Below are 24,967 nucleotides of genomic sequence, written 5' to 3'. Positions count from 1 at the left end.
CTTAAATTATTTTAATAATGATTGTAAAACAACCGCTTGGTTATGTTCAGTATCTTTGGCTCCAAACAATAAAATTACATCATCATTTGCATCAGAAATTAATTCATTTAATTTTTGAAATGCTTCAGCCTGGTCTTTATTATTTTTTAATTCTTTCTGATAACGTGATTTGAATTCAAAAAATTTATCTGCATCATGATTGAACCATTTTCTTAAATTAGAAGAAGGTCCAATATCTTTTAACCAATAGTCTATGTTAGCTTGTTCCTTAGAGATGCCTCTTGGCCAAACACGATCAACTAGAATGCGTAATCCAGATAATTGATTATCATCTTTTTCATCATAAATACGTTGTGTCTTGATTGACATAAAAAATCACTCCTGTTTTAAAGGTATATCATTTTTACCTTTACCAATAACAATCAATTAAAAACATTGTATTTCAATTTATATTGTGGAAAAAGGGTAAAACAAACTAAAACAGGAGGTATTTATATGAATAAATTTGACCACATTCGTCCCCCTAAAACTTATCAATATAGAAGTAATAAGGTATTAATCAAAAATAAATTTCAATTTGTGTGTGATAATAGAATTTACTTTTCTGAAACGGCATATAAAGATTTAAAAAATCAGTTATATCATTTTAATGTCGAGATCTTATCTCCAATAGATGCTTATGGCTTAGCATTAGATTTTAATATTGTAGATAAACTTTATGATGAGCACATTGCACCTTATTTAGATAAGCAATTATTAAATGATACATTGCCTGAAATGAATACAACGGCAGAAAACATTACTTTTTGGTTATGGGAGCAGTTTGATAAGAATCTATCGAATGCGTATGAACTATGTAAAATAGAATTTTTCGAAAATGATCGGCAAGGTTTAGTCTTAAAGGCTGAATTAATGAAGTAAGGTTCTAACTGAAATTATATAATTTAAAACTGAAATTAATATTCTGAAAATTTAGAAAATATGATATATTAAGTACCTATCACAACTTAGGAGGAACTTCTATGATAAAGGTAAGTACGAGACAGTTTATTAATAATGTATTATCGGGCGTAGCAATTGCTATTGTTGCTGGATTAATACCTAATGCAATTTTAGGGGAATTGTTCAAACTATTAGCGCCTAAGTACCAAATATTTCAAACACTACTTCAAATAGTAGAAAGTATTCAATTTACGGTACCTATTCTAGTAGGTGCGTTAATCGCAATGCGATTTAAATTATCTCCGTTGGCAACAGCAGTCGTAGCGAGTTCGGCTTTTATCGGCAGTGGTGTCGCACAATTTAAATCAGGTGCCTGGGTCTTAATGGGTGTAGGTGATTTAATTAATACGATGATAACTGCGGCCATAGCTGTATTTATAATATTAGTTATTGGAGAACGTTTTGGCAGTCTTACGTTGATTATATTGCCAACTTTTGTTGGTGTTTTAGCAAGTTTACTAGGTGTTTTACTCCTACCATTTGTAAAGATGATTACGACAGGTATAGGTAGTTTAGTTAATTCATTTACAGAATTACAGCCTGTTTTAATGTCAATGTTGATTGCGCTTGTATTTAGTTTTCTTATTATATCCCCTATTTCAACAGTTGCAACGGCATTAGCAATTGGAATCAGTGGATTGGCAGCTGGTTCAGCTTCATTAGGTATTGTAGCCTGTGAAGCAGTACTTGTGGCAGGAACAATTAAAATTAATAGAGCCGGTGTCCCGCTAACAATTTTTTTAGGCGGAGTTAAAATGATGATACCGAACATGGTACGACATCCAATTATATTGTTACCTATATTTACAACAGCGCTTATTACAGGATTTGCTGGAGCATTCATTGGAATAGGTGGTACAAAAGAATCAGCTGGTTTTGGTATTATAGGATTAGTAGGACCAATTAGTGCATTTAGATTTATGGAACATTCTCTATTATTAAACTTACTAATGGTAGTGATTGCATTTTTCATTATTCCATTCACGATAGGGTACTTCGTGAACGCATTCTATATGCGTGTACTAAAACTTTATAATAGAGATATTTTCAAATTTTTAGCATAGAATTGATATTATTAACATGCAGTTAATTATTTTAATAATAAGAATAGATACTCACAATTTCTGTAAATTAGAAGTGGGTATCTTTTTTTGTAGAAATAAAAAAACTGTTATAGAGGGATATATAAACAACTGATTGAATTTTCTGAAAATAAAAAATTACAAGTTTTGCCCCAATAAATATAATTTTTAGCGTTTCTTTATATTACAGAATTATTACAAAGAGAGCAGTTGTAATAATTCAGAAAATAATTAATTAATCGAAAAAGTAGTAATTTAACCTGTAATAACAACTTTTTACATAATATGATAGCGCTATCTTAGCTATTATAAGCGTTGCAAAATAAAACAAAGAGATTGCAATATTACATATATGAGCTGTTTTTGTAAAGTTTTGTTATATACATGTAATATAAATACGCGAAATTTATGGTATATTATTTGTGGTCAAAAAATTGGACATAAATTTTAAACGATATTAGCAGATACGATAATTTTATTAACGAAAATATAAATTACTTTTAGAAAAGAATTAAATTTGGAGGATTTTTTTATTATGAAGAAAACTATTTTAGCATCATCATTAGCAGTAGCATTAGGTGTAACAGGATACGCAACTCAAGCAGATCAAAATCAAGCACACGCTTCAGAGCAAAACATTGACAAAGCACACTTAGCTGAATTAGCTCAAAGCAATGCTTCAGAATTAAACGAAAAACCATTACACGCTGGTGCTTACCACTATGACTTTGTAGTAGGCGGATTCGAATATAAATTTGATTCAGATGGTCAATCATTCTCATGGAGTTATAACGCTGCTGGTGCACAAAGTGCAACTTCTAACGTATCATCTAACTCAGCTCAACAAGATGTAAGTGCGCAAGCATCTACAAACACTAATGAAAAATCATCAAACGAAGTAAGTTCACAACAACAATCAAGCAATGTTCAAGTAGAAGCAGTAGAAGCTCCAAAAGCTTCATCAAACTCAAATGTACAAACTTCTCAAACAAGCACAGCTACTAAAACTTACGAAGCTGCTAAAACACAAGCTGCTTCAACTGGTGGATCAGTTAAATCTCAATTCTTAGCTGCTGGTGGTACTGAAGAAATGTGGAATACTATTGTATTACCTGAATCAAGCGGTAACCCAAATGCTGTTAACGAATTAGGATACAGAGGTTTAGGTCAAACTAAAGAATCTTGGGGAACAGGTTCAGTTGCAACACAAACTCAAGGTATGCTTAACTACGCTAAAGAACGTTATGGTTCAGTAGACGCTGCTTTAGCTTTCCGTTCATCTAACAACTGGTGGTAAGATTTAATTAAACCATTAAATGCTTAACAATATAGATAAAGGGCGATCCATAAGGGTCGTCCTTTTTTTACATTGACAAGTTAGAATATTCTGATAAAATTATGAGTAATTTAATATGATTAACTTATCCAGAGAAGTTGAGGGAATTGGCCTGATGATACTTCAGCAACAGACATTTTAATTGTACTGTGCTAAATCCAACAAGCAATAGACTTGAAAGATAGGGACATAGGATGAGACTATATGCCGCTAAAGTTCGGTATATAGTTTTTTATTTAAGGAGGTCAATTTATGGTAATGTCAGATAGATTATCTCAGATTCCTGACAGTTATTTTGGCAAGACGATGGGGCAAAAAGTAGAACATGGACCTTTACCTTTAATCAATATGGCAGTTGGTATACCTGATGGAGCAACACCTAATGGTATTTTAGAGTGTTTTAGTAAAGCGTTACATATACCAGAAAACCAAAAATATGTTGCTTTTCATGGTAAAGATAGTTTTAAACAAGCGATTGTTGATTTTTATCAACGTCAATACCAAGTTGAATTAGATAAAGAAGATGAAGTTTGCATATTGTATGGAACAAAAAATGGATTGGTTAATTTACCACAGTGCATAGTTAATCCTGATGAGTATGTTTTGTTACCAAACCCAGGTTACACTGATTATTTAGCGGGGGTAAAATTAGCAGATGCTATTCCTAAGCCACTTGCTTTAAATTCGCCTGACTATTTACCAGAATGGGATAAAATTGAGCAGTCTGTACTAGATAATACGAAGCTAATCTATTTAACATATCCTAATAATCCAACTGGATCAGTGGCAACATCTGATGTATTTGATGAAGCTATACAACGTTTTAATGGAACGAAGACTAAGATCGTACACGACTTTGCCTATAGTGCATTTGGTTTTGATCAAAAAAATCCAAGTATTTTACAGGCACCAAATAGTAAGAATGTTGCTATTGAAGTGTTTTCATTATCTAAGGGGTATAATATGTCTGGCTTTAGGGTTGGATTCGCTGTAGGTAATAAAGATGTGATACAAGCACTAAAAAAATTCCAGACACACACACATGCAGGTATGTTTGGGGCATTGCAAGATGCTGCGACATACGCTTTAAATCATTATGATACATTTTTAGAGGAACAAAGTGACACTTTCAAACGCAGAAGAGATGTATTTGAAGCTAAATTATCTGATAAAAATATCCCATTTGAACCTATGAAGGGTGGTATATTTTTATGGTTGGCTACTCCGAAAGGCTATGATGGGGAAGCATTTGTTGAATATTTATTAGCAGAAAAATCTATTTTAGCGGCACCTGGTATACCATTTGGAGACCGTGGACGTAACTATGTGCGAATTTCGTTAGCACTTGATGATGAACAGCTTTTAGAGGCAGCAAATCGTTTGCAATCATTGAGTTATTTATATAATTAAAAGGGCGTGTTATCTATGACAAAAATTAAACTATTTGGTGTGAGAGAAGAAGATATTCCTTATATTGAATCATGGGCAGTGGAAAATGAAGTGTCTGTAGATTTAGATCATCGATTATTGACTGAAGAAACAGTTGATAGCGTACAAGGTTTTGATGGTGTGTCGTTATCTCAACAGCTACCATTAACTGAAATGGTTTATAGTAAGTTAAATACATATGGTATAAAACAAATTGCTCAAAGAAGTGCTGGATATGATTGTTATGATTTTGATTTAGCGAACAAATACGATTTGATTATTTCCAATGTACCATCATATTCACCAGAATCAATAGCAGAATACACAGTTTCACAAGCCTTGAATTTAGTGCGCAATTACAATGATATACAACAAAAGACAGAGGAGCAAGACTTTCGTTGGCAACCGGCTATATTATCTAAATCTATAAAAGACTTAACAGTAGCAGTTATTGGTACAGGACGTATTGGAAGTATTGTTGCAAAAATATTCGCAAATGGGTTTGGTTCAAAAGTATTAGCATATGATGTCATAAAAAATGAACAACTACAGTCTATACTAACCTATAAAGATACAATTACAGAAATAGTTCAAGAAGCTGATATTGTCACTGTTCATATACCAGCTAGTGAAGAAAATGATTATTTATTTGATGCGCAGTTGTTTTCTAATTTTAAAGAAGGATCGGTATTTATTAATTGTGCTCGAGGTACAGTGGTGAAAACGAGTGCTTTGATTGAGGCAATTGATAAGGGAATTATTAAAGGTGCAGCATTAGATACATATGAAGGTGAGAAAGGATTATTTCCGAGTGATCAACGTGGTGTAGAATTGGAAGATCCATTATTACTTTCGCTCATTAAACGAAAAGATATTATTTTATCACCACATATCGCTTTTTATACCGATGCAGCTGTAAAAAATTTAATTGTCGATGCATTAGATGCTACGATAGAAGTATTGCAAACAGGAGATACTTCTTTGCGTGTAAATTAATTATATAATAAAAAAATAGAGCCTAATATCATCAACGCACTTTGATGATATTAGGCTCTATTATTGTGCTATTTCACATCATAGCCTTGATCTTCAATAGCATCTTTCATGCTATTTGTTGTAACTTGTGATGGATCGTAATCGACTGTGACATTGCCTTCAGAAAGGTTTACTTCAGCTGTAGTTATACCATTAAGATTTGTTAATGCGCCTTCAACAGCTTGTTTGCAATGATCACAACTCATACCTTCTACTGTGATAATTTCTTTAGCCATAACATTCACCTCCTTATAAATTGTTGTATAGAATTAACTATAATTTCATTCTTTTTAAACGTAAAGCATTTGTCACTACACTTACTGAACTTAGTGCCATTGCTGCACCTGCAATCCAAGGTGCTAGTAAGCCTAATGCAGCAATAGGAATACCAGCTACATTATAACCTAATGCCCAAAATAGATTTTGACGGATATTACGGATAGTATATTTACTTGCCTTTATTGCTTTAGGTATTAGCAGTAGATCGCCGCCAAGAATGGTAACGTCTGCTGCTTCTATAGCCACTTCGGTACCTGTTCCTATTGCGATACCTATATCTGATTGAACAAGTGCAGGTGCATCATTTACACCATCACCAACCATAGCAACTTTGTGGTTGCTTTGTTGTATTTCAACAATTTTAGAGGCTTTTTCTTCAGGTAATACGTGTGCAATAACTGTATCGATATTGACTTGTTTAGCAATGGCATCTGCTGTGCGTGCATTATCACCTGTCAACATTACAACATCGATTCCTAAATCATGTAGTGCTTTGATGGCTGTTTTTGCATTTGATTTAACAGTATCTGCTACAGCAATGATACCTTTGGCTTGGCCATCTATGGCTATGAACATTACAGTATGTCCATCATCTTCATATTGTTGTAATTGGTATTCGTATTCTGTAGTATCAATGTTATTTTCTGACATTAATCGTTGATTTCCAGCTAAGATATGTTGGTTATTAAATGTCGCTGAAATACCTCTTCCAGGTATAGCTTCAAAATGTTGAGGTTCTATTAACTCAATATTATTATTGATAGCATATGTCACGATTGCATCGGCTAATGGATGTTCCGAACCATTTTCAGCAGATGCAAGTAACTGTAGCGTATCTTTACTACCTTCAAATACGGTGACAACGGGCTGGCCATTTGTAATTGTGCCAGTTTTATCTAAGACAATAGTGTCAATTTCATGTGTGCGTTCAATATGTTCTCCGCCTTTGAATAAGATGCCATTTTCGGCGGCTTTACCAGTTCCTACCATTATAGAAGTAGGAGTAGCAAGACCAAGCGCACAAGGGCAAGCAATAACTAATACGGCGATTGCAGAAACGAGAGCAGGTTCAAATTGACCTGGTTGCTCGATTGCAATCCAAATAATAAATGTGAGTATTGCAATTGCAACGACGATAGGTACAAAATAACCAGATATAATATCAGCGAGTCGCTGAATCGGTGCTTTAGAACTTTGAGCTGATTCTACCGTTTGAATAATATTAGATAACGCGGTATCTTTTCCAATTCTTGTTGCTTCAACAGTAATTGTGCCATATTTATTCATTGTTGCACCAATGACATTGTCGCTAATATTTTTTTCGATTGGTATAGATTCTCCGGTAAGCATAGATTCATCTATTGAAGTTGTTCCTTTAATGACTGTACCATCTACAGGTATTTTTTCTCCGGGTTTAATGATTAAATGGTCCCCAACTTTTACTTCGCTTAATGGCACCATTATAGTCTTATTATCTTTGAAAATACGTGCTTCCTTAGCTTGTAGATTCACTAATTGACTTAAAGCATTCGTTGTTTGTGCTTTGGCACGTGTTTCCAAATATTTTCCTAAAAGAATTAAAGTGATAAGTACTGCACTTGTTTCAAAATACAGATGTGGTTCCATATTTGAATGAATTAGCCATTTGATCATTTCATAAATACTATAGAAATAAGCAGCACTTGTACCTAAGGCAACTAATACATCCATATTTGCTGATTTATTTTTTAAATTTTTATAAGCACCTAGGTAGAATTGCCAGCCAATGATGAATTGAACGGGTGTTGCAAGTGCAAATTGGAACCAAGAATTCATAAATATACGCGGCAAAGGTACCCCGAATAAATGAACAAGCATTGTCAGTAATAATGGTGCGGTTAATATAGCTGAAATAATAAGTTTTAATCGTTTTTCTTTTAATTCTTTTTCTTTTCTAGATGTTTTTTGTATATTATTTTGTTTGGTATGAGCATCATAACCAATATTTTGTATTTTTTTAATTAAATCGTTGGTTGTTACACTGTTCGGATTGTAATCGATAGCGCCACTTTCAGTAGTAAGGTTAATACTTGCGTTATTTACACCATCCATTCGATTTAACACTTTTTCTATCCTATTTGAACATGCGGCACAAGTCATGCCGATGATATCTAACTCTACGTGTTCCGTAGCAACACCATAACCCGTTTTTTCGATGCTGTCTGTAATTTGTGCTTCAGAAGTATTTTTGGGGTCATAAGTTACGGTTGCTTTCTCTGTTGTAACATTCACATTCGCAGTTACATCATTTAGTTTATTTAAATTCTTTTCGATACGATTTGCGCACGCAGCACAGGTCATACCTGTAATATCGTATGTTGTGCTTTTATGTTCTGACATAAAATTATCCTCCTTTATATTTATGTAAGGCTATTTAGTTATTAATTGGAGAGGTATCAATCATTTAACTACAATATACCCCCTACCCGTATAAGTGTCAACAATAAAGATTATAAAAAAACCGCTCATACGCAGTAAGTTCTGCGTATGAGCGGTTTTTTAAGTTTATTTCACATTTACAATAAGTGCTGGTGATTAATTTTTGTTAGTTCAGTTACGATTTTTTTGCTGTCTTTATTTAAATGTTGGACGTAAACGGTATTTTGCTTTTTACTGTAATTTTCGACTAGTGTGTCGATAGCATTAACTGCAGAATCATCCCATAAATGAGCTTGTTTAAAGTCTAAATATATTGTGTGATGTTTTAGATTTAAATCTAATTGATTCATCATGGTATCTATAGAAACAAAGAAAATTTGTCCTGTGATCTTATAATGAATAGTTTGATTGTGTACATTTTGTTCAACTTTAACTTTAGATATTTTAGTAGCGAAACATAATGCACTAACAATGACACCAACGATTACCCCAAGGGCTAGATTATTCGTAAGCAATACAATTGCTACCGTTAATATCATGACCATTGCATCTGTACGCGGCGCACGCTTTATAAATTTAAAGGATTTCCAATCAAATGTACCAATCGAAACCATAACCATGATAGCTGCTAATATAGGCATTGGAATTTGTATTACCCAATCACCAAATACAATGATTAAAATTATTAAAAATAATCCAGCGGTTAATGTTGATAGTCGTGTTGTTGCGCCTGATCGTACATTAATGACAGACTGACCAATCATTGCACAGCCGCCCATTGATCCAAAGAAACCAGTGATAAAGTTAGCGATACCTTGGCCACGTGATTCTAAGTTCTTGTTGCTATAAGTATCAGTTGCTAAATCGACGATACGTGCGGTAAGTAAACTTTCAACTAGTCCTACAACTGCCATAGATAGGGAATACGGCAAAATGATTTTTAAAGTTTCAAAAGTGAAAGGTACATCGGGAATTAAAAAATTGGGCAATGTCCGCTTAATTTCCCCCAAGTCGCCAACTGTTTTTATATCAGCATTTGTATAAATTGATACAATTGTTAATAATACGATTGCAATAAGCGGCGCAGGTATCTTATTGAATATACGTGGCAACAAATAAATAATGAGTAAGGTGATAATGACAAAGAGATATGTCGGAATAGAGATGCCAAAGATATGCTTTATTTGAGTAGTGAAAATCATAATTGCTAAAGCATTCACAAAACCAATCATTACGGAATTTGGAATGAATTTCATCAAATGTCCAACTTTTAAAATTCCAAATAAAATTTGAATGATACCCATCAAAATAGTGGCAGCTAGTAAATATTGTAAACCATGATCTTTCACTAAGGGGACGACAACAAGAGCAACGGAACCCGTGGCAGCGGATATCATGGCAGGTCTACCACCAACAAATGATATAACAACAGCAATTATAAAGGAGGCATATAAACCAACCATAGGATCTACACCTGCAATGATTGAGAAAGAAATGGCTTCTGGAATTAAAGCAAGTGCTACGACAATACCGGCTAATATATTTGTACCTGGGGCGGTTAGCCATTCGCGTTTTAATTTATTTATCATTTTGATACTCCTTAAGAATAATTTAACTGGATTATTATATCATAGTATTTAAAGTAAAAAGTTATTAAAATTCAATGTAAAGTATAAAGTGGTTTTAATAGATTTTAGGTCGTGTGACAAAGTTGTTATTTTAATAGAATGCTTTGTAATATAAATCAAACGTCAAGATTTTGATGTTCCGCTACAATAAATTTATAAACAAGTAAGCAAGGAGTGAAAGACATGACAATTTTAAAAGTTGAAGGATTAACTAAAAAATATGGCAATAAGCATCAACAACAAGAAGTGTTAAAGGGAATCGATTTTACTATTGAAAAAGGTGAATTTGTAACGATTATGGGTCCTTCAGGATCTGGTAAGACAACTTTGTTAAATGTTATTAGTTCTATAGATTATTTAACGAGTGGAACAGTAGAAATCAACGGTAATCAGATAAATAAAATGAGTAATAAAGCATTAGCGGATTTTCGAAAAAAAGAAGTAGGTTTTATCTTTCAAGATTATAGTGTGCTACACACTTTAACAGTAAAAGAAAATATAATGTTGCCATTATCAATCCAAAAATTAACTAAACAAGAAAAAGAAAATAATTATAATGAAGTAACTGAGGCATTAGGTATTAAAGATTTAGGTCATAAATATCCTGATGAAATATCAGGAGGTCAACAACAAAGAACAGCAGCAGCACGAGCATCTGTCCACAAACCAGCTATCATATTTGCAGATGAACCAACGGGTGCTTTAGATTCAAAAAGTGCGCAAGACCTGTTAAATAGATTAGAAGAAATGAACAGAAAAATGAATGCTACGATTGTTATGGTTACACACGATCCAGTTGCGGCAAGTTTTTCAAATAGAGTAATTATGTTAAAAGATGGTAATATCCATTCAGAAATATACCAAGGTGATGATACGAACCAAGCCTTTTATAAGAATATTATTCATATGCAAACGGCTTTAGGTGGTGTAACAAATGAGCTTTAATCAAATTGTATTGAAAAATTTTAAACAGAATATTCGTCATTATGCGATGTATATATTTTCATTGATTGTAAGTATTGTGCTTTATTTTAGTTTTGTAACTTTGAAATATACAAATAGTATTAATAATGATAATTCTATGAAAATTATTCAAGAAGGTTCTAAGGTTGGAGCGAATTTTCTATTTATTATTATTGTTATATTTTTAATGTATGCTAATCACTTGTTTGTTAAGAGAAGAACACGAGAATTCGCATTATATCAATTAATTGGTTTAACAAGAAATAATATTATGCGTATGCTCTTGATTGAACAAACAGCAATGTTTTTAGTTACGGGTATACTTGGAATGATAATTGGTGTGTTTGGATCAAAGATATTATTGATGATTGTATTAAAAGTGTTGAGTGTTAGAACAAGTGTCGCATTAACTTTCCAACCGCTTGCGGTTACGCAAACAATCATATTATTGTGTCTTTCATTTATATTAATATTGATTCAATGTTTTTGGTTTTTACGAAGACGTAGTATTTTAACGATGATGAATGATAATACAAAGACGGAAGTTAATCAGGCAAAAGTAACTTTATTAGAATTAATATCAGGTATTGTTGGCATTGCAATGGTCATCTTAGGCTACTATTTGTCTACTGAAATGTTTGGAAAATACAGTAATGCAATTATGTTTCTCGTCTTTGCAATATTATTCTTAACGACGGTTGGTGCCTATTTATTTTTCAGAAGTTCAGTATCACTCATTTTCAAAAGCCTCAAAAGACTAAAACAAGGGAAGATTTCAATTACTGATGTTGTATTTACTTCTTCTATAATGCATAAAATGAAAAAAAATGCACTTTCTCTGACTATTATAGCTACATTATCTGCTGTAACAGTGACCGTTTTATGCTTTGGAGCAATCAGTAAATCGTCAATTGACGACAATATTTATGAATCTTCTCCTCAAGATTTTAATTTGAATTCGGAAAAACAATCTCAACAATTCGAACAAAAATTAGAACAAGCGCATATACCATTTAAACCAATATATAAAGAGGTAGCAGATTTAAAGATTGCTAATGATGATTTTTTTGTTAAACAAGGCAATTCGTTGATGTCAAATCCGACTGCTATGTTTATTACTAGTAATGAGTTTTTTAAAGATAAAGATGTACATGGGAATAAAGCGAAATTAATTAATGTTTCCACGATTGGTGGAGGCATGGTTAAATATAATTTGAATAAAACAATTCAATTTAAAGGTCAATCGTCTGAAAGCTTTAAAGTGATAGGTGATCAACGGACGGTTGATTTTAGAGCGGATGCGACTTATGGGCAACCTGTTTTGTTAGTCAGTGCAGAACAATATGAGAAACTCAGTGCACATAGTAAAGAAATTAATAAACAATACGGATATAATTTATTAAATAAGAAAGATTGGCCAGTTGCAAATAAAATATTAAAACAAGTTAATCCTAATATAGAATCTCAAAAAATTATTAGACAAGATTTAGATAATTCAATTGGCATTTTATTATTTGTGACATCATTTCTTGGTTTAGCCTTTTTAATTGCAGCGGGTTGTATCATTTATATTAAACAAATGGATGAAACTGAGGATGAAATGTCTAACTATAGAATTTTACGAAAAATTGGTTATACACACAGAGATATGTTAAAAGGATTGACGTTAAAGGTAATATTTAATTTTGCATTGCCATTAGTTATATCATTATTACATGCCTATTTTGCTGCGAAGGCATATATGAAAATCATGAACTCTACAAATATGTTGCCAGTTTATGTTGTGATGATTGTATACTCAATTATATTTATGATATTTGCTATTATGTCTATTTTACACTCAAGTCGAATTGTGAAGCACTCAATATAGCATTAATTATAAAATTAAGAGTGCGTTATGAAAGAAATTGATGATAAACAATTATTCAATTATGAAAGTATTAGCTATTTTATGATAAGAAAAAATAGTAATACAAAAATAGATTACTTGCTATAACCTTTAATAAGATATGTTTTTATGCAATTATCACCTGGGAAATATTAAACGTTAAATTCAAGTAATGTTTTGAAAATCAATCAGGTGGTACGGGCATAATAGAATATGAAGGAGTGATTGGATGAATTTAACTGAATTTCACAGACAAATTAAAGGTTATACTCAGAGTAAGCAACCTGGTATTGAAAAAGATATGAACCCCCAACCTATTTCGATCATGGACTCCTATCAAAGTGGTGGTAAATTAAAAGGAAAGGTAGCGTTGATTACTGGTGGTGATTCTGGTATTGGACGTTCAGTAGCGCTACTATTTGCTAAAGAAGGTGCAGAGGTTGCAATCGGCTATTATAATGAACACGAAGATGCACAATATGTGGTTGAACAAATCGAATCGTTAGGTGGCAAAGCAAACGCATATGCACATGATTTGAAAAATGTTGCTGAATCTAAAGCATTGATTGAATCTGTAATCAATGACTTCGGTGATTTAAATATTTTAGTGAATAACGGTGGTGTTCAATTTCCGAGAGATCAATTTGAAGATATAACACCAGAGCAAGTTAAGGAAACATTTGAAACCAATATATTTGGTATGATATTTCTTTCGCAAGCTGCTGTACCTTACCTTGAAAACGGAGATGCAATTGTAAATACAACGAGTGTAACTGCTTATCGCGGCTCAGGTCATTTAATTGATTATTCTGCGACGAAAGGTGCTATTGTTGCCTTTACAAGATCGTTAGCTACTACATTAATCGATAAAGGTATTAGAGTAAATGCTGTCGCACCAGGACCTATATATACGCCATTAATTCCTGCTACATTTAGTGCAGATAAAGTTGAAAATCAAGGTTCAGATACTGCAATGGGAAGAAGGGGGCAACCAGCAGAATTAGCACCATCATATGTTTTTCTTGCATCATATGCAGATAGTTCATATATTACTGGACAAGTGATTCATGTAAATGGCGGAGATTATATTACATCTTAAATAAGAGAAGTAGAAGTATAATTTAAGAATTAGTTTTTCCAAATTAAATATACTAAGATAAGCTATGAAGAAAGCAATAACGATAGATTTCTTCATAGCTTTTTTAATTTAAATATAAGGTATGAATATTGAAAATTAATTGACTTACTAAATACCTAAAATAATTTAGTTTTCTATCTAAAGGAAGTTGATTAGATAGAGATATGAGAAGGTTAGCAAAAGTTCTAGATGAAGTTTTGAAGCGGTATATAAGTATTAGAAAACCGATTGAAATAAAATCATTTCAATCGGCGTGTTTGTAACTTAGAATGTATATCCTAAGTGATGACTTTAGTCTGAAGTATATAAAACAATATGCTGAAAAAGAATTACAAACATTGAATATAAAAGTCGATAAATATGCGATGTTTGTTTTGGCCTATGTTACTTTACATTCAACCTCTTGAACATGTTATACATCTAAACTTTAAAAGAAATCTGAAGGATTAAGGTTATCGAAATTTAAATTTTTTAATGAGTCGAAATTAATATTTTCAATATTTTGAAGCACTTCACCTTCTCTTATTTGATTGTAATAGTTTGTTGCTTCAGTTGTTACATCATGATCTTGGAATGTCTTAGCAACACCTAAAATTAATAAGATAGCAATAGCTCCTTTGATTAATAGCTTCATAATAAATGCTCCTTTAATAAGTTTATATACTTATTATAATGCGTTCAAGTGAATTTAACATGCGTCCGCAGTATAGATATACCATCATACCTTAGCCCTATTAATTAAATTATTTCTAAAATAAAATGATTTATAAGCCAAAGGCAATCGGTAACCAAAAATAAGCAAAGAATGAAATGACAATTATTGCGAAGATATTTAAAATAAATCCTGCTTTAACCATGTCTTTCATGTCTAATTCATCAGAACTAAATACTGCTGCATTTGGAGGTGTAGATATTGGTAACATAAATGCACATGTAGACGATAATGCTACAATACCCATGATGATAAATGGATCTTGACTTATTGCAGCAGCAAAACCAATGCTTATTGGCATCAGCATATTCGAAACAGCAGTATTTGACATCACTTCAGTTAAGAATAAGATACCTGTTGTGATTACAACTACAATTAATATCATCGGTAATGGTTTAACGACACTGAGCATACCGCCAAACCATTTAGTTAAACCAGAGTCTTCGAAAGCAGCAGCTAACGATAGACCACCACCAAATAGTAATAAGATGCCCCATGGTAATTTAGACATATCATCCCATACCAATAGACCGCCTTTATGTTTTTTAGATGGTATTAAAAATAATAGAATAGCTCCTAAAATAGCGATTACGGTATCTGAAACATGAATAGAATCTGGGATAAGTCCACCGAATATCCATAATAAACTGACAAGTAAAAATACGAGGCCGGTAAGTTTTTCTTCACGACGCATTGGACCTAAATCATGCAATGCTTTTTTAGCGAAGTCAGATGATATTTTTTCTGCATCATCAATTTTAAACAACCATTTTGTGAGCATGAAGTATAGAATAACAAGTAAGATAACAGTTACAGGTACTGCGAAAATCATCCACTGGGCAAATGAAATTTTTCTGTCTAAACTAGAAGCGGCAACTGCTGCAAATACAGCATTTGGTACCGATCCAATTAAAGTAGCTAAACCTCCAATAGACGCAGAATAAGCAACTGTAAGCAATAGTGCTTTACTAAATTTATGAGTTGATTCAGGTTTTAAAAATTGAGCTTCTTTAATTTCTTGTATCAACGCAAGTGCGATAGGTAACATCATCAGTGCTGTAGCAGCATTAGAAATCCACATGGAGATAAAGGCAGTAGCAATCATAGTTCCTAAAATAATACGATTACTATTTGCACCCATCATTGATATAATCGTCATTGCAATACGTTTATGTAAATTACACTTTTCTATAGCTAATGCAATAATGAACCCACCCATATACATAAATACAATAGGATCTGCATAAGCACTTGCAGCTATTTTTTCATCAGTGCCACCGGTTAATGGTAATAATAACAATGGTAATAAAGAAGTTGCTGGTATTGGAATTGCTTCAGTAATCCACCAAGTTGCTACAAATAATGTAACGGCCAATACGGCTCTTGGTGCATCGTCTAAACCAGTTATACTTGGAATAAAATAAAAAATGATAAATAATAATGGTCCGAGAATCAAACCAATTTTTTCTTTCATAATTATGTCCCCCTTGTTTGAAGCATTCTCAAAATAAGAATATCAATAACGAAGCAGTATGACAATTTATTTTCAGAAAATTTAAAAAACGAATTGAGTTTGAAATTTTAAGACTTTAAAATTTTGGCGATACATTTGGTTAAAGTAAAGGGGAAGATCTTTATTTATAGTAAACAATGCTCACTTTATGTGTCGTAGTCTATGGGGTGACTTCTTTGAAAAACGAGCTGGTGTTTTTGAAATAGGAACATTTTGATTTATATCTTGTTTGTAGTCATCAGAATACCGGCATCTATTGTTACTATTATTAAAATAGCGTCATTGTTATTTATATTTGTTATGATAATATTGATCGTTAATTTAGGATTAAGTTTAATGGTTGGAATGTGGCTTAACTTTAAAATTGAAGCAATTTTATTAGCGAGTAATGCCACAGCTGGTGGTTCTACAATAGCTGCAATAGCAATAGCTAAAGGAAGATTTGTATTAAATTAGTCAGACCATAATTGATTATTGGAACTTTAGGTTATGTCATAGGCAACTATACAGGTAATTTGATGTGCCGTATATTGAGTTATTTTAAATAGAAGTCATCATTAATTGATTTATAATTCGATAAACCATTTTAAAATATTAAGGAGGGGTTATCTTGATGGAAAAAGAAAAAATGTTAGCTGGAGAGTGGTATGATGCTAACTTTGATGAAACATTAGGTGAGGAAAGGATTCATGTTAAAGATTTATGCTGTGAACTTAACTATACAAAACCAAGTGAAGTTGAACAGCGTCAGAAATTATTGGAAAAAATATTTCAATATGAACCACAACAATTAGAGTTGTTGAGCCCATTTCAAGTGGACTATGGTTACAACGTTAAGTTAGGGAAACAAGTCTTTATAAATCATAATTGTTATTTGATGGACTGTGCTACAATTCAAATTGGTGATAATGTATTTATAGGGCCAAATAGCGGATTATATACTGCAAATCATCCTTTAGAGATACAAGCACGTAATAGTGGCATTGAACAAGCATTACCAATTGAAATTGGTGATAACGTGTGGTTAGGTGCTAATGTCGTGGTTTTACCTGGTGTGAAAATTGGCTCTGGCACTGTGGTTAGTGCGGGGAGTGTAGTCACTAAAGATCTTCCAGATAATGTATTAGCTATGGGGACGCCAGCTAAACCAGTAAAAACAATTAATAATTAAGAATAAAACAAGCAACTCGTTACCGTTAATGATACGGTGACAAGTTGCTTGTTTTATTTAGAAGAACAATTGATAAATATTTTTAATTTTTAAGTTGGTTATCTAACACATCGGTAATAAACATATGTCCAGGTGAATGGGTAATCATTAATTCTGGTCGTGTTTTAAGTGCTACTGATTGTGGTGTAACGCCACATCCCCAAAATACCGGAACTTCACCATCTTTAATCGTTACAGGCTCACCGAAATCAGGTTGGGTAATATTTTGGATTCCGATTGTATTTGGAGAACCAATATGAATCGGAGTACCATGGACAGCTGTATAATGTGACGTAATTTCTGTAGCTTGTATCGCTTGTGTCATTGTCATAGGGCGCATACTAACAGTTATATTCCCCGAGAATTGACCGCTAGAATGAGCAGCAATATTTGTTACAAACATAGGAACATTGTGATTTTCTTCTATATGTCGAATTGGGATGCCTGCTTCTAACAATGCATGTTCGAAAGTAAAACTGCAACCTATTAAAAAACTAACCATATCATCATTGAATATATGGGATATATTTTTGGGTTCATCAACGAGTTGACCATATTCATAGACACGGTATTTACCCACTTCTGATCTGATATCTGCATTATTTCCATAAATTGGAAAAGTTGTATTACCTCGTTCAGAGATATCTAAGAGTGGACAAGTTTTTGGATTTCTGAAGCAAAATTTTAAAAAGTCATAAGCATATTTTGAAGGTAATATAACGACATTAGCTTGTACATACCCCTTTGCCATACCGCTTGTATTCTGAATAAGTTCATTATTGCTAATCATTTTCCTTAAAATATTTGGTTTTGTGTTGTTTAAATCCATAATAACAGCCCCTTGTTTAAAATGAGTTAATTATATTTTATCAGAATTTTTATTGAATATTGCAATAACAAAGTCTTTTGAAGGAAGTATCATTAGAAACATAGATTAAGTTTAAAACAATAATAAAAAAGCACCTGTGCGTCATCGTATGAGGGCATAAAGGTGCTTTTTTGGTGATTGATATTGCTATGATCAGTCCATCTTACCATTTCGGTAGCTTTCATATACTTTTTCGTATTGTAAATTGCCAATACCACCAACAATATATTTACCAAATTTAAATAGATTAAATAAGTAAGCTAAGCAAATTGATACGGTTACTGTAATGATGAAATTAAATGAAATGTTTAAAATTGTACTATCTTCTCTTAGTAAACCTAAATTATGAACAAAGAAATAATGGATTAAGTAAATACAAAAAGAGTAATTACTGATAAATAAAACGAATTTAGGTACATATTTAATATAAGATGAAAATAAGAAAAACAATAATATAACCATAGTTACATAAAAAGGAATATCAAAACGCTTGGACTCAACCCAAGTACTGATTCCTAATAAATAATTGCCTATCAGTATAACAACCGAAAGTAATGTGCCAAGTATGATTGCCCATGTGTATTGTTTAATACGCTTCATAAAGGTTTCATAATATACGCCTGTATAAAAACCGAGTAAGAAGTAACTAATCCAACCTAAGAATAACATCCATCCTTCACGTTCCCAAAACAACCCTAATATGGGATTGTCTGGCTGTGGGAAGAATTGTCTAAAAGCCCAGTAAGCAGTTGCGAAAATTGTAGCACCTACAATAACAGGAATCGGTTTCCATTTTATTAGATACTTAGAAAACAAGTAGTGTAATATGTAAAATTGGAAAATAATTACGATAAAGTACGTGATTGCAGCACCATGAAACATTGTTTCACTTAAATAGTGTAGAAAATCTTCGAAATGCTTTGGTTTAAAGTAAAAGAATGAAATACCAATATTGATAAATAGGTAAGGTATACCTAAATAAATTAATTTATTTTTAAAGAAACCGGGTTTGGTTTTCACATGATAATTTTTAGCTAATAAGAATTCAGAAATAAATACAAATAATGGTGTGCTAAACATAAGTAATAGTTGAATTAAGCGCACAATTGTACTATGTCCAACAAAATCCATTTTACTAAATGTTGTCGTTATTGAATGGATAAGCACGATACTTAGGCAAGCAATGGTCCGCATCCAAAAAATAACTGAGGTATATGTTTTCATTTATTAAGTTTCCTTTCATGTTTCTCTATTTATATGATTAGAAATTAATGCGTATATGCCAATGTAACATAGCTATATATATAAGAATGTAAATTTAAGTTTACAAATTGTAAAAATATTTTGATGTTTATATTTATGAAAATATGGAAATATTATGGAATATAATAACAAAGTACAATAAATTATGCTAATTAGACGAAATAATAGTAATTTTCACAAAAATGGTTGTAAGCGATTGCATTTGTTGTGCGATACATATACAATGAAAAAGAATGGATTGTTTCCATTTCAGTTTTCTATTTACAAACTTACATGGGGGTAGAAAAATGGTAGTTAATTATCACAACGAACCAGGCATTGACTTCACTGATGGTGGCAATGTCGAAGCATTCAAAGAGGTTTTAAAAAAAGTTAAAGGTGAATTAAGTCAAAAAATTCCATTAGTAATTAATGGAGAACATAAATTCACTGATGACACGTATCAGTCTATCAATCCTGCCAATACTAGTGAAGTAATTGCAGAAGTTTCAAAAGCAACTAAAGCAGACGTAGATAAAGCGTTTGAAGCTGCAAATGAAGCTTATAAATCATGGAAGAAATGGACACATAAAGATCGTGCAGAATTTTTAATTAGAGTTGCTGCAATTATTAGACGTCGCAAACAAGAAATTTCAGCAATAATGGTTTATGAAGCAGGTAAACCATGGGATGAAGCGGTTGGCGATGCAGCAGAAGGTATTGATTTCATTGAATATTATGCAAGATCTATGATGGATTTAGCAGATGGTAAACCTGTATTGGATAGAGAAGGAGAGCACAATCATTACTTCTACAAACCTATTGGTACTGGTGTAACGATTCCACCATGGAACTTCCCATTTGCAATTATGGCTGGTACTACTTTAGCACCAGTTGTTGCTGGGAACACAGTATTGTTAAAACCGGCAGAAGATACACCATTAACTGCCTATAAATTAATAGAAATTTTAGAAGAAGCTGGCTTACCAAAAGGTGTCGTAAACTTTGTACCTGGTGATCCTAAAGAAATTGGTGATTACCTTGTAGATAGCGTGCATACACACTTTGTAACATTTACAGGTTCACGTGCAACCGGTACACGTATTTTTGAAAGAGCTGCTAAAGTTCAAGAAGGACAACAATTCTTAAAGCGCGTGATTGCTGAAATGGGCGGTAAAGACGCTATTGTTGTCGACGAAAATATCGATACAGATTTAGCTGCTGAAGCTATTGTTACTTCAGCGTTTGGCTTCTCTGGTCAGAAGTGTTCAGCATGTTCGCGTGCGATTGTACACAAAGATGTATATGATGAAGTATTAGAAAAGGCAGTTAAGTTAACAAAAGACTTAACACTTGGTAATACTGAGAACAACACATATATGGGACCGGTAATTAATAAGAAACAATTCGACAAGATTAAAAATTATATAGACATCGGAAGTAAAGAAGGTAAATTAGAACAAGGTGGCAGTGCAGACGATTCAACTGGCTACTTTGTGGAACCTACCATTATTTCTGGATTGAAATCAAATGATCGAATCATGCAAGAAGAAATATTTGGGCCAGTAGTTGGCTTCGTTAAAGGTAACGATTTTGAAGAACTACTTGAAATTGCGAATGATACTGACTATGGCTTAACGGGTGCTGTTATCACAAATAATCGTGAGCACTGGATTAAAGCAGTAGAAGAATACGATGTAGGTAATTTATACTTAAATCGTGGATGTACTTCAGCAGTAGTTGGTTACCATCCATTTGGTGGTTTCAAAATGTCTGGTACAGATGCGAAGACAGGTAGTCCAGACTACTTATTGAATTTCTTAGAGCAAAAAGTAGTTTCAGAAATGTTCTAACTTATATCAGTTAAGATAGAGATAAATTATTTGGCACATAAGTACGAAAAAAATCAGTAAATGAGTTTTTATATTCATTTACTGATTTTTTATTTATGGCACTTCGTATTGTTAGCTCGCATGCTTCGTATGTTGTCTTAGCCTAGGTCTTCTGCTAGTATTACTTCTTCAAAAGTTTCAGTAAAATACTTCGTACATATATGTGATTTTACAGTAATAGAAAAATAAATAAGCAATTTTCTTATAAATAAATACCACTAAACTAAATAGCATTTATTCTTTAAATAGAGGTAGTATGTCTCAGTCGCTATTTTCTTTAAAAACTTATTTATATTTTATGCTTGTTTTTGTCTTATAGTCACAGTGATAACTAAGTTTAAGCATAATCATTGTCTAATTTGATAGATGATAAGTTAACTGTGTGTATTAGGAAATCTTAATTTATTTTCTGAAATTACTCTTTAATTTTAATATTAATTAACTTATGAAAGTATGCATCCAGTGTTTGAGCAGAGCAATTCATTTCATTATCACGAGTCCATTCCATAATACCGAATAAGCTAGAACCATAAATATAAAAGATTAAATCTTCAGGAATAGAAGCGTCAACTTCAATTCTATGTACATTCTGCTTAATATCTTTTTGTATTATTTTAATAAAATGATTGCCAGTTGTGCGCTCAAATTCTTTATCTCCTTGTTGCAATTCTCCAATTTTTTTTAGTTCATGAATATTATTGATAGTTTGTTCCATTGTACTGAATGGACTATTAATACGTTCCTTTAAATCTATTGAAAAATAATCTTTAGTTAAATCCGTTATTAAGTAAATAAGTAAATCATATTTATCATAGAAATGTTTGTAAAATGTAGTTCTATGAATCAATGCATTTTCACATATTTGATTTACTGAAATAGAAGAAAACATTTTACTTTCTAATAAAGTGTAAAAACTTTTACTTAATGCACGTTTAGTTTTTATTACACGTAAATCATTCTCATTCATTCTACAATTCTCCTTTTTTGTAGTTTAAATATACATATGCATATAATTAATTCTTTATAAAAGAATCAAAAATGATTAGTATGTTAATATGATTATGTAAGTAACAGATAATCTACACAATATATTTAAAATATAACGTTGATTAAATAGGGAGGCAAATAGTTTGGCGAAGTTTTTGTATAAATTAGGGTCTTTTATCGCAAAACATAAATGGTGGAGTATTATAGCATGGGTGATTGTACTTGCTGCAATCATTACACCACTTACATTAAATTCACCCAAATTTGATAATGATATCACGATGAATGGCTTGAAATCACTTGATACAAATAAAAAAATTGAAGATGAATTTGGGCAAGATAGCGAAAAGGCACAAATTAGAGTTGTATTAAAAAGTGATGCTAAAGAAGGCATTGTAAAACCCCAAGTTACGAAAGATATTAAATCGGCTTTAAATGATATTAAAGACGATGATAAAGATGTTAAAAGTGTGACAGATCCGTTTGAAAGTAAGCAAATCAGTAAAGATAAGACGACAGCATTTGCTGATGTGAACTATGATGTTTCTGCCACTAATCTATCTGATACATCTCGTGATAACGTAAAGGATAAGATAGATAAAATAGAAAAGAAACATAATGTACAAGTAGAACGCATGGGTACAGGTATGGAAAGTACTGAGATTGGCGGTTCATCAGAATCAATTGGTATTATTGTAGCCTTTGTAGTATTATTTATTACTTTTGGTTCATTTATCGCAGCAGGTATGCCGATTGTTAGTGCGATTCTTGGTCTTGGAACGGGTATAGGTGTTATTTCATTATTAACTTATGTGTTTGATATCCCTAATATCACGTTAACGTTAGCAATTATGATAGGTTTAGCAGTTGGCATAGACTATGCTTTATTTATTTTATTTAGATATAGACAAATTATGAAAACAGAAACTAATCATGTGAAAGGCGTAGGTCTTGCTGTTGGTACAGCAGGTAGCGCAGTAATCTTCGCAGGTATTACAGTTATTATTGCAGTTTGTGGTTTATCTCTTGTTGGCATAGACTTCTTAGCAGTTATGGGATTTGCATCTGCTATTAGTGTGTTAGTTGCAGTCCTAAGTGCATTAACATTATTGCCAGCATTAATTAGTATATTCCATAAGCAAATTAAACCAAAAAAAGTAAAATCAGAATTTAAAAATGATGTTGATACTTTTTGGTCGAAATTTGTTGTTGATAAGGCATTTGTAGCTATATTGATAGGTTTAATTATTTTGATTTTAGCAGCAATTCCAATTAAAGATATGCGCCTAGGTATTCCGGATGATGGTGTTAAAGCATCTGATTCTACACAAAAGAAAGCATATGATATTATCTCAGATAAATTTGGTGAAGGATTTAATGGCCAAATTGCAATGCTTGTAAATGTTAAAGATAAAAAGGACAATCCACAAGCATTACAACAAGATTTACAGAAAATGTCTAAAGATTTAAAAGATAAGAAAAATGTTGATTTAGTGACACAACCACAATTATCTAAAGATAAAGATTATGCATTAATCGCTGTTATTCCTGAAAAAGGTCCTAATGCAGAATCTACAAATAATCTAGTACATGACTTACGAGATTATAATGACACAGCGAAAAAAGATTATGACTTCAAAACTGAAGTTTCAGGACAAAGTGTAATCAATATTGATATGTCACAAAAACTAAATAATGCAATTCCACTCTTTGCGGGTGTCATTGTTGTACTTGCATTTATCTTATTAATGGTTGTATTCCGTTCGATTATTATTCCGTTAAAAGCTGTACTTGGATTTGTATTATCACTTGCAGCTACGCTTGGTTTTACAACTTTAGTTATGCAGGAAGGTTTTTTATCAAGTATATTTGGTGTGAGTGAAACAGGACCATTACTAGCTTTCTTACCAGTAATTGCGATTGGCTTGCTCTTTGGTTTAGCTATGGATTACGAAGTATTTTTAATGTCTCGTATTCATGAAGAATATAGCAAAACAGGTAAAAATAAATATTCTATTAGAGTAGGTATTAAAGAAAGTGGTCCAGTTATTGTAGCTGCTGCATTGATTATGTTTAGTGTATTCTTTGCCTTTGTATTCCAAGAAGATGTAATGATTAAATCAATGGGAATATCATTAGCATTTGGTGTGTTGTTTGATGCGTTTATTGTGAGATTGATGTTAGTTCCAGCATTAACTGCTTTATTTGGTAAAGCATCTTGGTATGTGCCAAGTTGGTTGAATCGTATTATGCCAAATATCGATATCGAAGGTCATGCGTTACAAGACAAACAAGCAAAAGATAAACCATCTAATTATTAAAAATTTATTGTTAAACAGTCCGACT

At 32.2% G+C, this 24,967-nt stretch carries 20 protein-coding genes, 1 pseudogene and 1 riboswitch; of the genes and pseudogenes, 12 read left to right on the top strand and 9 right to left on the bottom strand.

Going from position 1 to position 24,967, the window contains the following annotated elements:
- Window positions 1-6: 6 nt before the first annotated feature.
- Window positions 7-369, bottom strand: coding sequence for a DUF488 domain-containing protein (locus tag MHZ36_RS07085; RefSeq protein WP_239230651.1), 363 nt, complete (start codon window positions 367-369; stop codon window positions 7-9).
- Window positions 370-495: 126 nt separating this feature from the next.
- On the opposite strand from MHZ36_RS07085, the gene MHZ36_RS07080 reads away from it, so the two are divergent.
- The 5 genes from MHZ36_RS07080 (at window position 496) to MHZ36_RS07060 (ending at window position 5,844) form a co-directional block, all read left to right on the top strand.
- The gene (locus MHZ36_RS07080; RefSeq protein WP_239230650.1) at window positions 496-921 is read left to right on the top strand and encodes a 6-pyruvoyl trahydropterin synthase family protein; all 426 of its coding nucleotides are present in this window, start codon (window positions 496-498) and stop codon (window positions 919-921) included.
- Window positions 922-1,022: 101 nt separating this feature from the next.
- A complete protein-coding gene (locus MHZ36_RS07075; RefSeq protein ID WP_239230649.1) occupies window positions 1,023-2,066 on the top strand; it encodes a PTS sugar transporter subunit IIC in 1,044 nt (347 codons plus the stop codon).
- Between the two features lie 553 nt (window positions 2,067-2,619).
- The gene (locus MHZ36_RS07070; protein WP_239230648.1) at window positions 2,620-3,381 is read left to right on the top strand and encodes an aggregation-promoting factor C-terminal-like domain-containing protein; all 762 of its coding nucleotides are present in this window, start codon (window positions 2,620-2,622) and stop codon (window positions 3,379-3,381) included.
- A 121-nt stretch (window positions 3,382-3,502) separates the two neighbouring features.
- Window positions 3,503-3,608: riboswitch (SAM riboswitch) on the top strand.
- Between the two features lie 64 nt (window positions 3,609-3,672).
- On the top strand, window positions 3,673-4,830 hold the full coding sequence (locus MHZ36_RS07065) for an aminotransferase class I/II-fold pyridoxal phosphate-dependent enzyme (protein ID WP_239230647.1): 1,158 nt from the start codon (window positions 3,673-3,675) through the stop codon (window positions 4,828-4,830).
- A 15-nt stretch (window positions 4,831-4,845) separates the two neighbouring features.
- The gene (locus tag MHZ36_RS07060) at window positions 4,846-5,844 is read left to right on the top strand and encodes a D-lactate dehydrogenase (protein WP_239230646.1); all 999 of its coding nucleotides are present in this window, start codon (window positions 4,846-4,848) and stop codon (window positions 5,842-5,844) included.
- 68 nt (window positions 5,845-5,912) lie between these two features.
- On the opposite strand, the gene copZ is transcribed toward MHZ36_RS07060, so the two are convergent.
- The 3 genes from copZ to MHZ36_RS07045 all read right to left on the bottom strand — a co-directional run bounded on the left by copZ (window position 5,913) and on the right by MHZ36_RS07045 (window position 10,169).
- Window positions 5,913-6,119, bottom strand: coding sequence for a copper chaperone CopZ (gene copZ, locus MHZ36_RS07055; protein WP_239230645.1), 207 nt, complete (start codon window positions 6,117-6,119; stop codon window positions 5,913-5,915).
- A 37-nt stretch (window positions 6,120-6,156) separates the two neighbouring features.
- Window positions 6,157-8,541: a heavy metal translocating P-type ATPase gene (locus MHZ36_RS07050; RefSeq protein WP_239230644.1), complete on the bottom strand. Its 2,385-nt coding sequence runs from the start codon at window positions 8,539-8,541 to the stop codon at window positions 6,157-6,159.
- Window positions 8,542-8,717: 176 nt separating this feature from the next.
- On the bottom strand, window positions 8,718-10,169 hold the full coding sequence (locus MHZ36_RS07045; protein ID WP_239230643.1) for a SulP family inorganic anion transporter: 1,452 nt from the start codon (window positions 10,167-10,169) through the stop codon (window positions 8,718-8,720).
- 222 nt (window positions 10,170-10,391) lie between these two features.
- Between MHZ36_RS07045 and MHZ36_RS07040 the strand changes: the two genes are divergently transcribed.
- From MHZ36_RS07040 to MHZ36_RS07030, 3 genes are all read left to right on the top strand, one after another.
- Entirely contained in the window at window positions 10,392-11,153 is a 762-nt protein-coding gene (locus MHZ36_RS07040) for an ABC transporter ATP-binding protein (protein WP_239230641.1), read from the top strand.
- A complete protein-coding gene (locus tag MHZ36_RS07035) occupies window positions 11,143-13,041 on the top strand; it encodes an FtsX-like permease family protein (RefSeq protein ID WP_239230639.1) in 1,899 nt (632 codons plus the stop codon). Before MHZ36_RS07040 ends, MHZ36_RS07035 begins: the two co-directional genes overlap by 11 nt.
- Before the next feature lie 247 nt (window positions 13,042-13,288).
- Window positions 13,289-14,158 carry an SDR family oxidoreductase gene (locus MHZ36_RS07030; RefSeq protein WP_239230637.1) on the top strand — a complete coding sequence of 290 codons (870 nt, stop codon included), beginning with the start codon at window positions 13,289-13,291 and terminating at the stop codon, window positions 14,156-14,158.
- Window positions 14,159-14,624: 466 nt separating this feature from the next.
- Here the strand turns inward: MHZ36_RS07030 and MHZ36_RS07025 are convergent, their stop codons facing one another.
- Together MHZ36_RS07025 and MHZ36_RS07020 are read right to left on the bottom strand one after the other, a co-directional pair.
- Window positions 14,625-14,831 carry a hypothetical protein gene (locus MHZ36_RS07025; RefSeq protein WP_239230635.1) on the bottom strand — a complete coding sequence of 69 codons (207 nt, stop codon included), beginning with the start codon at window positions 14,829-14,831 and terminating at the stop codon, window positions 14,625-14,627.
- Window positions 14,832-14,961: 130 nt separating this feature from the next.
- Window positions 14,962-16,383, bottom strand: a complete 1,422-nt coding sequence (locus tag MHZ36_RS07020; RefSeq protein ID WP_239230633.1) for an SLC13 family permease — start codon at window positions 16,381-16,383, stop codon at window positions 14,962-14,964.
- A gap of 252 nt (window positions 16,384-16,635) precedes the next feature.
- On the opposite strand from MHZ36_RS07020, the gene MHZ36_RS07015 reads away from it, so the two are divergent.
- Together MHZ36_RS07015 and MHZ36_RS07010 are read left to right on the top strand one after the other, a co-directional pair.
- Complete coding sequence (locus tag MHZ36_RS07015; protein WP_343237206.1) at window positions 16,636-16,878, top strand: DUF819 family protein; 243 nt, start codon at window positions 16,636-16,638, stop codon at window positions 16,876-16,878.
- A 154-nt stretch (window positions 16,879-17,032) separates the two neighbouring features.
- Window positions 17,033-17,593, top strand: a complete 561-nt coding sequence (locus MHZ36_RS07010; protein ID WP_239230631.1) for a sugar O-acetyltransferase — start codon at window positions 17,033-17,035, stop codon at window positions 17,591-17,593.
- A gap of 82 nt (window positions 17,594-17,675) precedes the next feature.
- On the opposite strand, the gene MHZ36_RS07005 is transcribed toward MHZ36_RS07010, so the two are convergent.
- Both MHZ36_RS07005 and MHZ36_RS07000 read right to left on the bottom strand, forming a co-directional pair.
- The gene (locus MHZ36_RS07005; protein WP_239230629.1) at window positions 17,676-18,461 is read right to left on the bottom strand and encodes a putative hydro-lyase; all 786 of its coding nucleotides are present in this window, start codon (window positions 18,459-18,461) and stop codon (window positions 17,676-17,678) included.
- Between the two features lie 192 nt (window positions 18,462-18,653).
- Window positions 18,654-19,724 carry an acyltransferase family protein gene (locus MHZ36_RS07000; RefSeq protein ID WP_239230628.1) on the bottom strand — a complete coding sequence of 357 codons (1,071 nt, stop codon included), beginning with the start codon at window positions 19,722-19,724 and terminating at the stop codon, window positions 18,654-18,656.
- Between the two features lie 326 nt (window positions 19,725-20,050).
- Between MHZ36_RS07000 and pruA the strand changes: the two genes are divergently transcribed.
- Complete coding sequence (gene pruA, locus MHZ36_RS06995; RefSeq protein ID WP_239230626.1) at window positions 20,051-21,595, top strand: L-glutamate gamma-semialdehyde dehydrogenase; 1,545 nt, start codon at window positions 20,051-20,053, stop codon at window positions 21,593-21,595.
- 454 nt (window positions 21,596-22,049) lie between these two features.
- On the opposite strand, the gene MHZ36_RS06990 is transcribed toward pruA, so the two are convergent.
- Entirely contained in the window at window positions 22,050-22,601 is a 552-nt protein-coding gene (locus MHZ36_RS06990; protein ID WP_239230624.1) for a TetR/AcrR family transcriptional regulator, read from the bottom strand.
- Between the two features lie 163 nt (window positions 22,602-22,764).
- On the opposite strand from MHZ36_RS06990, the pseudogene MHZ36_RS06985 reads away from it, so the two are divergent.
- Window positions 22,765-24,939: pseudogene (locus tag MHZ36_RS06985) on the top strand (MMPL family transporter); the annotation flags it as partial.
- Between the last annotated feature and the right edge of the window lie 28 nt (window positions 24,940-24,967).

Origin of the sequence: Staphylococcus sp. ACRSN (assembly GCF_022346615.1) — a bacterium.
In the GTDB taxonomy this organism is placed as follows: domain Bacteria; phylum Bacillota; class Bacilli; order Staphylococcales; family Staphylococcaceae; genus Staphylococcus.
This window is presented reverse-complemented; position numbering and strand designations above follow the sequence as displayed.

What these genes read in the sequence shown, in the direction of transcription:
- MHZ36_RS07000 (WP_239230628.1), bottom strand. Translation starts at nt 19,724, where the DNA reads ATGAAAACATATACCTCAGTTATTTTTTGGATGCGGACCATTGCTTGC.
- MHZ36_RS07080 (WP_239230650.1), top strand. Translation starts at nt 496, where the DNA reads ATGAATAAATTTGACCACATTCGTCCCCCTAAAACTTATCAATATAGA.
- MHZ36_RS06990 (WP_239230624.1), bottom strand. Translation starts at nt 22,601, where the DNA reads ATGAATGAGAATGATTTACGTGTAATAAAAACTAAACGTGCATTAAGT.
- MHZ36_RS07085 (WP_239230651.1), bottom strand. Translation starts at nt 369, where the DNA reads ATGTCAATCAAGACACAACGTATTTATGATGAAAAAGATGATAATCAA.
- MHZ36_RS07025 (WP_239230635.1), bottom strand. Translation starts at nt 14,831, where the DNA reads ATGAAGCTATTAATCAAAGGAGCTATTGCTATCTTATTAATTTTAGGT.
- MHZ36_RS07060 (WP_239230646.1), top strand. Translation starts at nt 4,846, where the DNA reads ATGACAAAAATTAAACTATTTGGTGTGAGAGAAGAAGATATTCCTTAT.
- copZ (WP_239230645.1), bottom strand. Translation starts at nt 6,119, where the DNA reads ATGGCTAAAGAAATTATCACAGTAGAAGGTATGAGTTGTGATCATTGC.
- MHZ36_RS07035 (WP_239230639.1), top strand. Translation starts at nt 11,143, where the DNA reads ATGAGCTTTAATCAAATTGTATTGAAAAATTTTAAACAGAATATTCGT.
- MHZ36_RS07020 (WP_239230633.1), bottom strand. Translation starts at nt 16,383, where the DNA reads ATGAAAGAAAAAATTGGTTTGATTCTCGGACCATTATTATTTATCATT.
- MHZ36_RS07045 (WP_239230643.1), bottom strand. Translation starts at nt 10,169, where the DNA reads ATGATAAATAAATTAAAACGCGAATGGCTAACCGCCCCAGGTACAAAT.
- MHZ36_RS07070 (WP_239230648.1), top strand. Translation starts at nt 2,620, where the DNA reads ATGAAGAAAACTATTTTAGCATCATCATTAGCAGTAGCATTAGGTGTA.
- MHZ36_RS07065 (WP_239230647.1), top strand. Translation starts at nt 3,673, where the DNA reads ATGGTAATGTCAGATAGATTATCTCAGATTCCTGACAGTTATTTTGGC.
- pruA (WP_239230626.1), top strand. Translation starts at nt 20,051, where the DNA reads ATGGTAGTTAATTATCACAACGAACCAGGCATTGACTTCACTGATGGT.
- MHZ36_RS07030 (WP_239230637.1), top strand. Translation starts at nt 13,289, where the DNA reads ATGAATTTAACTGAATTTCACAGACAAATTAAAGGTTATACTCAGAGT.
- MHZ36_RS07005 (WP_239230629.1), bottom strand. Translation starts at nt 18,461, where the DNA reads ATGGATTTAAACAACACAAAACCAAATATTTTAAGGAAAATGATTAGC.
- MHZ36_RS07075 (WP_239230649.1), top strand. Translation starts at nt 1,023, where the DNA reads ATGATAAAGGTAAGTACGAGACAGTTTATTAATAATGTATTATCGGGC.
- MHZ36_RS07040 (WP_239230641.1), top strand. Translation starts at nt 10,392, where the DNA reads ATGACAATTTTAAAAGTTGAAGGATTAACTAAAAAATATGGCAATAAG.
- MHZ36_RS07050 (WP_239230644.1), bottom strand. Translation starts at nt 8,541, where the DNA reads ATGTCAGAACATAAAAGCACAACATACGATATTACAGGTATGACCTGT.